A 14,068-nucleotide genomic window follows, 5' to 3' on the forward strand; every position below is an offset into this window, starting at 1 on the left:
AGTCTTAGCGGGAAAGCACCATATTTGACAGGGTTCCCAGGCCCTCAATGGTGCATTCCATTCGGTCTTGAGCACGCACATTCACCGGGTTGGACAGGCAGCCAGACACCACCACATCACCGGGGAGCAAGGTAGTAAGTTGTGAGGCAGCAGCGACCACTGCTCGCGGGGAGAAGGGAAGCACCGAGTGACGCGGCGTGGACACTACTTCCTCATTGACGCTTTCACTGTAGTGTAGGTTATCTAGCTCTAGCTCCGGGTTGACCACAATCCACGGTCCTATCGGACAGGCAGTGTCGAAGCCGTGCGCAGCGAGATTATGCTGGCGCCCATCAGCGGTGAAAGCCTCCACATCATTCACAATTGTCCAACCGAATACCGCGTCATCTACTTGATCTTCAGTCAGGTCCTTGCACATGGTTTTAATCACTGCGGCAAGGCGAACGCGGCCCGCTACGGACTCTGCCCAGGTCGGAATCACAATCGGATCGTCAGGACCGATTACGGCGGTGTTGGGCTTGAGGTAGAAGTCAAGGGAGACACCCGGGTCGAAAGCATTCGCCGGGGGCGCTGCACAAATCACTTTAGACCGAGGAATCACCGGCGACAGCAAGCGGATGTCATCGAAGTCAAGGATCTGTCCGGAAGGTTCGATCGCCGAATACATCGGGTCGCCTTTCAGGATTATTACCTGATGGGAGCCGTCTTCCATCACGCCGTAATGGATGTCATTGCCCACTCTGAATCTAAGAACTCGCATACCACCAGTATAGGCTTAACGCGGTTTGACCGCTGTAAAGCTAATGGGGATACGGGTCACTACGCCCAGGCATGGTCCTTAATTGGAGCGGGCAGGTGAGCATTGTTCTCAGCGTGGAAGTCCGCTGCTGGGTTTTCCCGCCAGTCAGCTAGTAGTGCCTTAACCCAGGGGGCGAGACGAATCACAGCGTACAGGTTGAAGAGAGCGCCGAGGCCGAGGAGGACATCAGAGATAGCCCAAACTAGGGAAAGAGCTTGAACGCTGGCCCAGCCACACGCCAAGATAACCACTACGCGGTACACGAAGGAGACGGCTCGATTCTGAGTCAGGAAGTCCAGAGCCACTTGACCGTAGCTGTAGGCACCGAAAGCGGAAGTATAGGCGAAAATGAAGATGATAAGAGAAACCACTGGCAGAGCCCAAGACCCGTAGTGGAAGATGAGAGCATCTCCGGTCAAAGTACCTGCCGCATTGGTTTCCAATCCGCCTACGAAAACCGAAGGGGCAGAGGTGAGAATCAGGATTGCGGTGGCGGTACAGATCAAAATCGTGTCAATGAATACGCCCAAGGCCTGCACCCAGCCCTGTTTGACCGGGTGGGAGGCTGCGGCGGAACCGGCGACGTTAGGGGCAGTACCTAGCCCAGCCTCATTGGAGAACAGACCACGCCTCGCCCCGTTGAGTAGGGCAGCAAAAATGCCTCCGGTGACCCCAGCGATGCCGCTTTGCAGGCCGAGGGCGCCACGGAAGATTTCCATGATGGCGGACCCCGCTGCAGGCAGGTTCATGAAGATGACTACAATCGTTAAAGCTAAATACACGAAAGCCATGATGGGTGCCAGGTACTCTGCGGCCCGGGCGACGCTACGCAAGCCGCCGATGATAACTGGGGCTAGTAGCAGCATCATGATTAGAGCGGTCCCCCACTTGGGGACACCGTGATTAGCATCTAGGGTTGCGGCAACAGCGTTCACCTGCACCATGGGCACAGCAATGCCTGAAGCAAGCACAGTGATAGCAGCGAAGATGATTCCCATCCAGCGGGCGGAAAGTCCGCGAGTCATGTAGTAGGAGGGGCCGCCGCGGAAACTTCCGTCGCGGTTCTTGACTTTGAATAGCTGCGCCAGAGTGGATTCACAAAAAGCGGTAGTCATCCCCAGTAGCGCCACCACCCACATCCAGAATATGGCACCTGGGCCACCGAGGATTAGGGCCAGTGCGACGCCACCGATATTGCCGATTCCAACGCGAGTTCCTACTCCTACCGCGAATGCTTGGAAGGATGACACCTCATGTTTTTCGCCGTCTCTTGAGCCGCTGAGGGAACGAATGATTGCCGGAAAATGCTTGAACTGCGGAAACCCCAGATAGATAGTAAGAAACAGTCCTGCCGCTACCAGCACATAGACTAGGAGGTAACCGTAGAGGATGTCGTTTACCGCTATTACAGTCTCATTCAGCCAAGCAATCATAATGCATTCGTTTCGTGTCTAGAGATGGGTTGGTTAGGTCCAGGCATCTCCTTCGAGGGGGCCCGGGAGGAATTTATTGTCGGTGGCAACGAACTGTGGCTCTTTGCCAGCCTTGATTTGGGATTCGTAGTCCTTCAGTGCCCCCATACCCCAACGAACCAAAAGCAGTAGTCCCACCAGGTTGAAGGCTGTCATTAGAGCCATCGCGATATCCACTGTATTCCAGACGATGTCGAGGGGGAACAGTGCACCGAGGGCGACCGACACCACGGAGATTACGCGCACAGTCCAGGTGGCTACAGAGCTGTCAGTGAAGAAGCGCAGGTTCACTTCGGAGTACACGTAGGCGGCAATGATGGAAGAGTACGCAAGTACGAAAATCATTAAGGCCATGGGGACGACGGTCCAGCTTCCGAGGCTGGCAGCTACCGATGAAGTAGTGAGCGTACCAGGGTTGCTGCTGGGGTCGATCCAGACCTCTTTCCCAGCTAATAGGATGACGAAGGCGGTCGCAGTACAAACAATGATGGTGTCCACGAAAACGCCGAGGGACTGGATGAGGCCCTGCTGTACCGGGTGTGCGGCGGTTGCTGTTGCGGCCGCGTTCGGGGCGGTACCTTGACCGGCTTCATTGGAGAAGAGCCCGCGTTTAACACCGTTGATGAGGGCGGCGAGGATGCCTCCCCCGAGGCCGCCGACCAAAGGTTCAGGGCTGAATGCGGAAGCAAAAATCATGCCGAATAGGCGCGGCACTTCGGTGATGTTAATCAATACGATGACGAAAGCCAAGATCACGTAGATGGTGGCCATCAGCGGGGCTAGGATTTCGGTGACTCGAGCCACGCGGCGGATTCCACCGATTACTACGACGCCGGTGAAAACCACCAGTGCAGTAGCAGTGAGCGCGGGGGTCGCAACCCCGTAGCCTTCCATGGTGGCGCTAATCGCGTTGGATTGCACCATAGTGATAGAGAAGGCGCAGGTGATAACGGTAATAAGTGCGAAGACAATACCCAGCCAGCGTTTCTTGAGGCCGCGGCTAAGGTAATAGGCAGGACCGCCCACAAAAGCACCGTCGGAGGTGCGAACCTTAAAGATCTGCGCGGTGGTGGCTTCGAAGAAAGCGGTTGACATGCCGAGGAGGGCTACAATCCACATCCAGAAGATGGCGCCAGGTCCGCCTGCCATGAGGGCGTAGGCGACACCGAAGACGTTACCAATACCAACCCGAGCAGCCAGTGAAATCGTGAAAGCCTGGAAGGAAGAAATGCCTCCCTTAGCGCCTTGACGGGAGCCAAGGACGGCCTTAACCATTCTACCGAAGTGACGGAACTGCACCCCGCGGGTAGAAATTGTAAATACTACGCCTGCTAGAGTGAGGATGATAACTGTGACGTGAATGGTCAGCCAGTCACCAATGACAAGGAATTGGTCAGCCAATTGGGAAATAATGTCATTCACAGGTTTTCCTCACTCTTAAAATAATTAGTGTTGTTAGTCAGAATAGTCCAAAAGGCTACACCGCTGCATCTTTAATAACCCTTTACACTAGCTTTGTGTTTCTTTCGTAATATTGTTGCCGCACCCTACTCTGTTGCTTCTTCCTGCTTAGCTTGGGATAATTAAACAATGACGACTGAACCTGCATTGAACCTGCTCCTTGACGAATTAGAAGATCAAGGCAAGCTAGATGATGCCACAGCCGTCTATGACGCATTCGAGAACTGGGCTGCACAAACCGGTCGGCCTCTCTATCCGCATCAGGCAGAAGCAGCCCTAGAGATCTTCTCTTCCCAGCATGTCATTGCGGCGACGCCCACAGGCTCTGGCAAATCAATGATTGCTCTGGCCGCGCACCTACACGCTCTCGCGCAGGGGGAACGCAGCTATTACACTGCCCCGCTGAAGGCCTTGGTTTCAGAAAAGTTCTTCGACCTAGTCACCCTGTTTGGGGCCAGCAATGTGGGGATGATTACCGGCGATATTTCCCTTAACTCTGAGGCACCCATCATTTGCTGTACCGCAGAGATTCTAGCGAACCAATCGCTACGGGAAGGCAAAGACCTTGACGTGGGTAATGTGGTGATGGATGAGTTCCACTACTATTCCGACCCGCAAAGAGGCTGGGCTTGGCAGGTTCCTCTGCTGGAGATCCCGCATGCACAAATGATTCTGATGTCCGCCACTTTAGGTGACGTCACATTCTTCGTAAAAGATCTTGAAGCGCGTTCAGGCCGCAAAGTTGCGGTGATTACTGGCGCGCAGCGGCCCGTCCCTTTGGAAATGGAATACTCCACTGAAGCCACAGACGCACTGCTGGAACGGCTGATTGGGCAAGGCAAGTATCCGGTGTACCTGGTTCACTTTTCACAAAAAGATGCGGTGTCGGCGGCCCGCGCCCTCGTCTCCGCGAACCTAATTGATAAGGCAGCCCGCGAACGCGTCGCAGAAGAACTCAAAGACGTCAAGTTCGGTCCCGGCTTCGGCAAGATTCTCTCGACGTTATTGCGCCACGGCATTGGCGTGCATCACGCGGGAATGCTTCCGCGTTACCGCAGGCTGGTGGAGCGCCTAGCACAGGCTGGGGTGCTGGCGGTTATCTCTGGCACCGACACCCTCGGCGTCGGCATTAACGTTCCCATCCGGACCGTCGTGATGACCGCGCTCACCAAGTTTGATGGTTCCGCTGAGCGACACCTGTCAGCCCGCGAGTTCCATCAGATTGCGGGCCGCGCCGGGCGTGCTGGCTTCGACACGATTGGCTACGTAGAGGTGCAGGCCCCGCCCCACGTGATTGAAAACGCGAAAGCGCTGGCGAAAGCCCAAGGGGACGCGAAGAAAATTAAGAAGATTACCCGCAAGGCCGCGCCTGAGGGGCGGGTCAACTGGACTGAGTCTACTTTCGACCGTCTTCGTGAAGCTCAGCCTGAACCTTTGGCCTCCAATTTTTCTTTCACGCACTCTATGTTTCTTTCCGTATTGGAGCGGGCCGGAGACCCAGAGGAGCATCTGCTCTGGTTGGCGCGCAACAATCACGACCCGGAAACTTCCCGCAATCTGCATTTGCGCCGCTTGGGCCAGATTTATCAGTCGCTGCTAACGGGTGAGGTAATCGAGTATGTTTCTGTTGCGCAGGCCGAGGACGAGGGGACGCCGAGGTTGCGAATGCGCGGAGAGATGCAGGCACAGTTCGCTTTGAACCAGTCACTCTCACCGTTCGCGCTGGCCGCTTTGGACCTCCTCAATCCAGAGGACCCGGACTATGCGCTGGATGTCATTTCGATTATTGAAGCTACCTTGGATGATCCGCGTCCTTTGCTGTATGCGCAGCAGCGTAAGGAAAAGGACCGTGCGGTGGCCTCCATGAAGGCGGAGGGCCTAGACTACGAGGCCCGGATGGAAGCTTTGGAGGACGTCACCTGGCCACAACCACTGGCGGACCTGTTGGAGCCGGCCTTTGAGATGTTCGCACAAACCAACCCTTGGGTGCAGGATTTGCGGCCCTCCCCGAAATCTGTGGTCCGCTTCATGGTAGAAAACGCCATGACTTTCACAGAGTTGATTTCCCGTTTCGACATTGCGATGGCCGAGGGCGTGCTGCTGCGTTATCTGACGGACGCATACCGGGCCTTACGCCAGGTACTCCCTCCAGAGGTGAAAACAGAAGAGATAGAGAGCATTATCGACTGGCTAGGTAAGCTGGTCCGGGCAGTGGACGCGTCCTTGCTGGATGAATGGGAACAACTCAACGCTGTTAGCGGGAATGCCTCTGGAAACGAAGAGTCAGCTGCACGCAACCGGATTGAGTCAGCGGTTGAGCTCCCCTTCGGCGCAGATGAGAATGGGCAGATTCCGTTCTCTCGCAATCCTCATGCAGCTCGCACGGCGGTACGCAACAGGGTATTTCAGATTGTTGAGCTGATGGCCCAAGACAATGTGGAAAGACTAGCCCGGCTTGGTTTGACTGGCTGGGATGAGGATCGCTGGGACCATGTCTTGGAGCGCTATTGGGCTGAGTATGATTCCATCGCAACTGATCAGGCAGCCCGGGCGGGTGAATTAATTAGTTTCAATCTTTCTCCCACTGAGGAAGATCTGGATCTCATCCCGGAAGCACCTTCGCAGATTGATCTGCCCAAACGTGCGATGCTGGTCGAACAGGTGATTGACGATCCTGCGGAGGAACACGCTTGGGCGCTGTGGGCGCTAGTTGACTTGGACGCTTCTGATGAAGCGAATGCACCGCGCTTTAACCTGCTCTCGGTTGCACCCAGATAGCAGGTTAAAGCCAAGCGGATTAAGCTAGGCGGTACATCCAGTTATGGGTGTCTTCGATTGTGCCGTACTGGATTCCGGTCAAGTGGTCATAAACCTGTTCAGTGAGCGCGGAGTTATCAAGTGTGACATCAAAGTTCTCGCCGGCCAGATGCCCAATCGGGGTGACTACCGCGGCAGTACCACAGACGAACATCTCTACTACTTCCCCGCTCTTGATATCAGAAACCAACTGGTTAATGGAAATATCTGTTTCGATAACTTCGCGGCCCTGGTCGCGCAGCAGCTGAATAATGGACAGGCGGGTGCCGCCCTCGAGAATCGTGCCGGTGAGACGCGGCGTCCGCACGGAACCATCCTTGCTGACTGCGAAAACGTTCATGCCTCCCAGTTCTTCTAAGAACTCACCCTGCACGGAATCGAGGAAGCAGACCTGCTGGAAACCCCGTTCCTTCGCATCTTGTTGCGCAATCAGGCCAGCCGCATAGTTCCCGCCGGTCTTTGCGGCTCCGGTCCCGCCGGGCATGGCACGATGGTACTGCTTGGTAACCCAAATGCTGACCGGCTGGAAGCCGCTCTTAAAGTAGGGGCCAACCGGGGAGGTAATGCACAAGTAGGTGTACTCTACTGCGGGCCTCACCCCAAGGAAACCTTCTGAAGCGAACATGAAGGGGCGCAGGTAAAGTGCGGACCCTTTCAAGTCGGGCACCCAGCGGGTGTCAGCGCGAACCACATCAATCAAGGAAGCAACGAATAGTTCAGTGGGCATCTCCGGCATCACTAGGCGGCGGGCGCTAGCTTGGAAACGGGCCGCATTGTAGTTGGGGCGGAAAGCCCAAATGGAGTTATCCGCATGCCGGTATGCTTTCAGTCCTTCGAAGATTTCTTGCGAGTAATGCAAGACAGCGGCGGCAGGGTCGAGGGAGAGAGGGCCGTAAGGAATTGTGCCCTGACGGTGCCAGCCTTCATCTTCGGTGTAGGTAGCGGCAGACATAAAATCACCGAAAGCAGTACCAAATTGGAGCTTTTTCAGAACCTGCGCAACTTCCTGATCGCTAGAAGGCGAGGGGTGGGCATAAAGCGGGAAACGACCCGCCAGCTTACCGGAGGACGGCAGGGGCTTAGCGGCTGCTTGTTCGAGGGCGGAGAGCGAACTTTCAGACATAGTCTTCCTTTCCAGAAAATGACCTGCCTGAAAACCCTTCAGTCAGATACATTAGTAAAGTGCTGGATATATTTTAGTCTATCGAGGAAGATTAAGAAAACCCGCCGGTAGCCTAGGCCTATCGTCCGATTTTTTACAGGTTTCGATATCAAAAGCAACTCTGGCTTGTCTAACGAGATTATCCAGACGAATAAAAAATGTGTTTCATGAGACAATTGTTCAGACGTTTTGCTGTATAGTCCTGAGGTTCAAATAATGAGCGCTTTGTTCAACTTCCTAGCGGCTGGCCCGGTCCTAGTCCTTTTCCTGCTTATCGGAATTGGCATGGCATTCGGACACATCAAGGTGAAGGGGGTGAACCTTGGTGCTGCCGCGGTGCTGTTCATCGCTATCGCCCTCTCCGCATGGGGTGAAGTCTATGGTATTCATATTCGTGTGCCGCACGAAATCGGCATCTTCGGTCTAGCTATCTTTACCTTCGCAATCGGTATCTATTCTGGCCCGAACTTCTTCAACACTCTGCGCACCTCCGGCGGCCCTATCCTGGTCATGGTAGTGGCCTTAGGCACCGGTGCCGCCATTGCTTTTGGGGTGGGTCGTTATATTTTCGATTTGAGCGCCGCTGAGTTTGCTGGCGTCTTCGCCGGCGCCACAAATAACACCCCGGCTTTAGCCGCGGCTGGAAAGTCTTCGGGGGATCCTGCTAATGCGACAGTGGGTTACTCGATCAGCTACCTGTGGGGCGTTATCGGTATGCTGATTTATGTCTCCTTAGCGCTACGTTTAGCTAAGGGAGATAAGGATAAGCCCACCCCGATTGTGAACCGCACTATCCGGATTGAACGCACGGATGAGCCAGTCTTGGAGCAATACCATGAGCTGGTCTCCGGCAGGGTTTCTTTCTCCCGTTTGCGTCGCGGCGAAACTGGACCAATTTTCCGCCCTGGAATGTTCGACAAACTTCGCCACAATGATCTACTCACGATTGTCGGCCCGGAGGCCGACATTGATTTGATTACTGAGCGTTTGGGCCATGACTCTTCTCTTTCTTTGACGATTGATCGTCAGTGGCTGGATTTCCGCCGCATCACGGTTTCTAACCCGAAGCTGGCCGGACGCAAACTAGGTGAGCTGAACTTGAATGACGAGTTCGGCGCTATGGTCTCACGTGTTCGCCGTGGCGATATTGATGTGGTAGCGAATTCACGTCTGCGCTTGCAGCTGGGCGACCGTGTTCGCGTGGTTGCGCCGCGCGCCAAGATGGATGCTTTGAGTGCGTACTTTGGTGATTCTTCTCGCGGGTTGACTTCTTTGAACCCGGTGGCTCTTGGTATCGGCATGGCCGTTGGTATTTTGATTGGCGAACTACCTATCTTCACTCCGACGGGAGCTACCTTCTCCATTGGTTCCGCTGCAGGCACTTTGATTGTGGGCTTGATTTTTGGCCGACTTGGCCGGGTTGGCCCCATGGTTACAGCTCTCCCTTACACGACCTGCATGGTGCTTTCTGAGTTTGGTCTGCTGATTTTCTTGGCGCAAGCTGGCACTAACGCAGGCGGCCAAATCGCGAACGCTTTCGAGGGTGGCGTCTGGTGGAAGATGGCAATCTTGGGCTTCTTGATTACTACCGCTGTGGGCGGCATCCTGTTTGCCGGCATGCGTATGGTCTTCAAAATGGGTGGCACTCGCCTATCTGGCGCGATTGGCGGTACTCAAACTCAGCCCGCAGTCTTGGCTTTTGCCAACGAACGCACCGGCGCGGACCCGCGTGTGGCTTTAGGTTACGCCATGGTTTATCCGGTAGCTATGGTGCTGAAGATTTTGACTGCACAGCTGCTGGGTGCTCTCTAGTTAGGAGCCTGAAAATAAGTTAGCCGCCAGAAGGACAGTCCTTCTGGCGGCTAACTTATTTGTTTGGAGATTTACCGTCGGCGCTTTGAGACGCCCTCGACCCTCTTCCCGCCTCAGCGGATGTAGTGACGTGAAGGGTTGAGCTCAGGAACGCGAGAAGTCGGCTGGTCAACAATCCAGCGGGTGTCAGTAACCATGCGGGCGACCGCTAAGCCGAAACCAATCGCGGTAATCACAAAGAGGACCTGAACAACGTGGCTCATGGCTTCCAGGACCAGCCCGTTGTTCATGTTGGTGACCGCCTGGTAGAAGGGGACGCCAGGAATCATGATGACAACTGCGGGAACAGAAAGTGAAACACGCGAATAGTAGGTGCGGGCTGCCACGGCAGCGGCCAGCAAACCAATGGTGAAGGCAGCTAGACCCACGGCCGCGTGCCAGGGGAACCCGCTATCAACCGCAATGGTGCGAAGAGTGTTAACGCTGGCACCGATGGTAGCGGCAACCGCACAGACCTTCCAGGGCGTGTTGAAGAGGATTGCGAAGCCCCATGCGGCGATGAAGGAGCAGAGGAAACGCAGGGTAATCAATAGGGGCCACGGTAGGTGGTAAGGAAGCATCATGTGAACGTTCCAGCCGAAGGCGTAGGTTACCGCCCACACCGCAACACCAGCTGAAGCCATGACGGCTACTACGTAACTGGTACGCGTTAGCGTGGAGGGGAAGTCCATCCGCACGAGGTCGAGGATGGCTGTAACCATCGGGAAACCGGGGATCAGGAAAAGGATTGCGGAGATAATACCTGCCTGGTGGATGTCAGCAGTGGTCAACCCTACCAGTTCGAGCATCTCGACTACACCGATGTACAGGCTGGAGGCGAGGATGCCACAGAGCAACCAAACCGCAAAATGGTTGAAATGACGGTGCAGCACCAGACGCCGTAGGGCCTGACCCATCGTGGCAGCGAAGAGTACAGCACCGCACTCAACGAAGCCACCTTGGTTGAGGAAGCAGAATCCGGCGCAGGCGATACCGGAGGCGAGGGCGTTAGCTACGGGCCCGTAGAGGGGGCCTTCGTTTTCAATCTCGTCCAAGCGCTGGTTGAGCTCCTCGACGCTTTGATCAACGCGGAGTTCATGAGAGAGCTGCTTAAGCTTATCAATCCGGTTGGCATTAACACCGAATACCCGGTTTTCGTACAGTTCGGTGCGGAAAGTGCCATTGGCGTAAGCAGAGGTCGCGATGTCTGAGAAGCTTACAGATGCGCGGTGTTCTTCAATGCCGACAGCGCGAGCCATCCGGGCCATTGAGCTTTTCACGCGGTAAGAGCTAGCGCCTGCAGAGAGCAACAGACGCCCGAAGCGCAGGACAACTCCGGATTGCTCGGCTAGACGCTCATGCGGGTTCATTTGAGCGATATCGGGATGCTCAGCTAAAAACGGATGTTCCTCGGGATTTAGTATCTCTTTATTCACAATGGCTTAGTTTGTCATGTCTGAAACCGAGATGCCAAAGCTATCATGCGCTTTGCAGTGTTTACCACATTCAGAAAATGCTGGAATCTGTAGGGAAAGGGTGTTTGTGGGACTAAGAGCACCTGCTGTGGTGAATGAACTGGAGTGTCTTGCGACAATAATTAGCGAGGGTTACGCTAAACAAAAATTGCTTGGGCGAGTACGTTATCGAGGGAGTAGCGTCCCCCTTTAATCACCACAATGCACGACTTCTTCTTTTTCGACATTAGGGTAACTGTTTCACCCACATAACAGCCGAGCCGCATCAAAAAACTATCCATTGCTGCGTCACCAGTAGAAATTTCTTTTACCGTATAAGGTCGGCCGACTTCCGCTTCAAGGAGAGCCAGTTTATCGCCTTGACGCTGATCTGGAGAGACCGGTGTCGTAGATTCCTTTTTTACTGAGGAGAAAAACATCATAGCTTCACTGGTGTTTCTGAGGTGGAACTGGCGTGATAGGAAGATAGATTCGACCATCTGGGGTGGTCGTGGAGGTCTCACACAGATCGACTTTTGAGCAGCTTCCTGCCACCGGGCACCCGATACATACGGTCCCCTTACGCTTTTCTTTGACGACATACCAGATCGCCCATCCGACCAGTGAGATAACAGCTATGAGTGCGATAAGCGTTGAAAAAGTCATCGGTTCCTCGTATTCTTTAACATATTTTAACGACGGCTGTTCACACCGCGGGAGCGACCGCGAGTTCATATTGACGGGTAAAGTTTGCCCGAGTGCGTTGCCCTAGAGCAACGGATACCGCCACTAAACTGAGAATGACAATTAGCCCGGGAATGAACCCGTCCCCCAGCTGTCCCTCGATAAGCAATGAGCCAAGTTGATATGTTGTAAAGGCAACGATATAGCCAGTACTTACTTGTAGACCAACCGCGCTCAAGAGCCATCCTTTATGACGTATTTCAGAGTTCATTGCTCCGATTGCAGCAAAGCATGGTGGAGTATACAGATTGAAGAAAAGATAGGACAAAGCGCTCACAGAGGTCAGCCCCATCACGTTGGCAACATCGTTTGCACCTCCGACCATCGCTAATTCATCAGTGTCAATAAAAGCTGTTAGTCCATAGACCACGGCAATAGTCCCGACCACGTTTTCTTTGGCAATAAAACCAGTTACTGCGGCGGCAGCTAGTTGCCAAGTACCAAATCCAAGCGGAATAAAGAGGAAAGCGATGGGAGAGGCAATTGAAGCCAGAATTGAAGTGTCTTGCATCTCTTCAGCGACCAGTTCGAACTGCCAATTAAACGATTGCATGACGTGAACGACCAAGTTGCATAGTAAAATAATTGTTGCAGCTTTGATGATATATGCTTTTGCACGTTCAAACATCGAGGTGGTTGCGTGGGTGAGACTGGGGGCTCGAAAGCGGGGAAATTCCATGATGAAGAACGACTGCCGATATTGGAATCCAGTAACCATTTTGACCACGAAGGCACCGGAGAAGATAAGGAACAGTCCGAGGAAATAGCTGACCCAACTCACCCAGGCTGCGCCGCCGAAGAAAGCACCAGAAAAGAGTGCAATGACGGGAATTTTTGCCCCACACGGAACGAAGGAAGCAAGCATAGCTGTTGCCCGCCGTTCGCGATCGTCACGAATCGTTCTAGCGCTCATAATTCCTGGTACTGCACACCCGGTGGAGATAACAATCGGGATAACTGATTTTCCAGATAGTCCCACCCGTTTGAAGAGTGGGTCGAGAACTGCACTCACGCGGGCCATATAACCTGATTCTTCGAGTAGGGCAATGAGAAAATACATCACCATCACTAGCGGCAAGAATCCGATGACAGCGCCCACTCCGCCGATAATGCCATCAGCAATGACTGTGGAGAGTAGTGGCGGGCTGTCTTGTAGTTGTCCGCTGACCCATTCTTGGAATGATTCGATCCACCCAACCAGCCAATCTGCAATATAGGGACCAAGATAGGTTTGAGATATGGAAAAGACGCCAAACATAATGGCCGCGAAGACGCTGATACCAATAAATCTATTCGTCAGTATCTCATCGACACTGTCTTGGAAAGTTTTTTCGTTAGCGCGCACCTCACGTAGTTCGACATCGTTAACAACATCGTTGACGAATTTGTAGCGCTGATGGTCCGCGCGGTCCACTGCGTCCTTGTTTGTTAAATCCACTGCGCCTTGCCGATAGGGTGGAATCTGATGACCGCCAGCTAGAGAGACTGCGGTTTGAATAACTTGAGCTAAACCCGAACTTTGGTTTTCCGTAGATACTGTCGCGATTACCGGGCAACCTAGGCGTTGAGAAAGTAATCCTTTGTCGATCCGGATCTGTTCGTTTTCAGCCATGTCGCTTTTGTTGAGGGCGACTACAACGGGCACTCCCAGTTCGAGCAGTTGGCTGGTAAAAAATAGGCTACGGGCAATGCTGGTGGAGTCAATGATATTGATTATGACATCCGAGTGCGTATTGCGGATATGTTCAGAGGTGACCGACTCTTCGGGAGAGAATGGGGACATTGAGTAGGCGCCGGGCAAATCAACGAGACTGATATCGCGACCGGAGGAGTAGGATTCTTTGACTGGAGCTTGGAACTCACCAACAGTGACTCCACCCCAGTTTCCAACCTTGGCGTGCTGCCCAGTCAAAGCGTTGAACATGGTTGTTTTCCCGCTATTGGGATTCCCAGCTAATAAAATTCTCATAATGTGCTTTCGCTAGCAGAAAACGAATGTATCTACTATACATCACACTTAGGAAACCCTGCCCTAATTAGGCAACGTTGCCCTAATCAAACAAATTTTCGTTGGTGGGGGGGGGCTCGAGGGTTGTCGGTGTTGCTGTCACCGTCTGTGTTCAAGGAATTAACGGCAGGAGAGTTTGCTGATTTAACCGCTTGAGTACTCACCTTATCTGTGGCGGTGGGTGGGGAATTGTTTTAGGGGATAAACACGGTGTTGTTCGTGTTTATCCCCTAAAAACTGTTTTCTTATGTTTAATGTGGCGGCGTCTTACTCTCCCACACCCTAGCGAGTGCAGTACCA

9 protein-coding genes are annotated in these 14,068 nt (G+C 53.8%); 2 read left to right on the forward strand and 7 right to left on the reverse strand.

The genetic code is table 11. The features are described from left to right. Window positions 1–4 precede the first annotated feature (4 nt). Genes BM477_RS05225 through BM477_RS05235 form a run of 3 tightly spaced genes read right to left on the reverse strand, consistent with a single transcriptional unit; the run spans window position 5 to window position 3,681 of the window. Entirely contained in the window at window positions 5–760 is a 756-nt protein-coding gene (locus tag BM477_RS05225; RefSeq protein WP_075361603.1) for a fumarylacetoacetate hydrolase family protein, read from the reverse strand. A 59-nt stretch (window positions 761–819) separates the two neighbouring features. Beyond that, a complete protein-coding gene (locus BM477_RS05230; protein WP_075361604.1) occupies window positions 820–2,232 on the reverse strand; it encodes an alanine/glycine:cation symporter family protein in 1,413 nt (470 codons plus the stop codon). Window positions 2,233–2,265: 33 nt separating this feature from the next. Beyond that, window positions 2,266–3,681 carry an alanine/glycine:cation symporter family protein gene (locus BM477_RS05235; RefSeq protein ID WP_075361638.1) on the reverse strand — a complete coding sequence of 472 codons (1,416 nt, stop codon included), beginning with the start codon at window positions 3,679–3,681 and terminating at the stop codon, window positions 2,266–2,268. Window positions 3,682–3,861: 180 nt separating this feature from the next. Between BM477_RS05235 and BM477_RS05240 the strand changes: the two genes are divergently transcribed. Beyond that, a complete protein-coding gene (locus tag BM477_RS05240) occupies window positions 3,862–6,510 on the forward strand; it encodes a DEAD/DEAH box helicase (RefSeq protein ID WP_075361605.1) in 2,649 nt (882 codons plus the stop codon). A gap of 19 nt (window positions 6,511–6,529) precedes the next feature. Here the strand turns inward: BM477_RS05240 and BM477_RS05245 are convergent, their stop codons facing one another. Continuing rightward, a complete protein-coding gene (locus BM477_RS05245; RefSeq protein WP_075361606.1) occupies window positions 6,530–7,672 on the reverse strand; it encodes a branched-chain amino acid aminotransferase in 1,143 nt (380 codons plus the stop codon). A gap of 255 nt (window positions 7,673–7,927) precedes the next feature. Here BM477_RS05245 and BM477_RS05250 point away from each other — a divergent pair, with 255 nt between their 5' ends. Next, complete coding sequence (locus BM477_RS05250) at window positions 7,928–9,523, forward strand: aspartate:alanine exchanger family transporter (RefSeq protein ID WP_075361607.1); 1,596 nt, start codon at window positions 7,928–7,930, stop codon at window positions 9,521–9,523. A 113-nt stretch (window positions 9,524–9,636) separates the two neighbouring features. On the opposite strand, the gene BM477_RS05255 is transcribed toward BM477_RS05250, so the two are convergent. The 3 genes from BM477_RS05255 to feoB form a co-directional block, all read right to left on the reverse strand. Continuing rightward, on the reverse strand, window positions 9,637–10,998 hold the full coding sequence (locus tag BM477_RS05255; protein WP_075361608.1) for a threonine/serine exporter family protein: 1,362 nt from the start codon (window positions 10,996–10,998) through the stop codon (window positions 9,637–9,639). Window positions 10,999–11,174: 176 nt separating this feature from the next. Further along, a complete protein-coding gene (locus BM477_RS05260; protein ID WP_245792878.1) occupies window positions 11,175–11,540 on the reverse strand; it encodes a ferrous iron transport protein A in 366 nt (121 codons plus the stop codon). A 182-nt stretch (window positions 11,541–11,722) separates the two neighbouring features. Further along, a complete protein-coding gene (gene feoB, locus BM477_RS05270; RefSeq protein ID WP_075361610.1) occupies window positions 11,723–13,729 on the reverse strand; it encodes a ferrous iron transporter B in 2,007 nt (668 codons plus the stop codon). Window positions 13,730–14,068 lie beyond the last annotated feature (339 nt).

Origin of the sequence: Boudabousia marimammalium (assembly GCF_001936115.1) — a bacterium.
In the GTDB taxonomy this organism is placed as follows: domain Bacteria; phylum Actinomycetota; class Actinomycetes; order Actinomycetales; family Actinomycetaceae; genus Boudabousia; species Boudabousia marimammalium.

Bases quoted from the DNA above. Each gene is read 5' to 3' on its own strand.
- BM477_RS05230 (WP_075361604.1), bottom strand. From the start codon at position 2,232: ATGATTGCTTGGCTGAATGAGACTGTAATAGCGGTAAACGACATCCTC.
- BM477_RS05250 (WP_075361607.1), top strand. From the start codon at position 7,928: ATGAGCGCTTTGTTCAACTTCCTAGCGGCTGGCCCGGTCCTAGTCCTT.
- BM477_RS05225 (WP_075361603.1), bottom strand. From the start codon at position 760: ATGCGAGTTCTTAGATTCAGAGTGGGCAATGACATCCATTACGGCGTG.
- BM477_RS05245 (WP_075361606.1), bottom strand. From the start codon at position 7,672: ATGTCTGAAAGTTCGCTCTCCGCCCTCGAACAAGCAGCCGCTAAGCCC.
- BM477_RS05240 (WP_075361605.1), top strand. From the start codon at position 3,862: ATGACGACTGAACCTGCATTGAACCTGCTCCTTGACGAATTAGAAGAT.
- feoB (WP_075361610.1), bottom strand. From the start codon at position 13,729: ATGAGAATTTTATTAGCTGGGAATCCCAATAGCGGGAAAACAACCATG.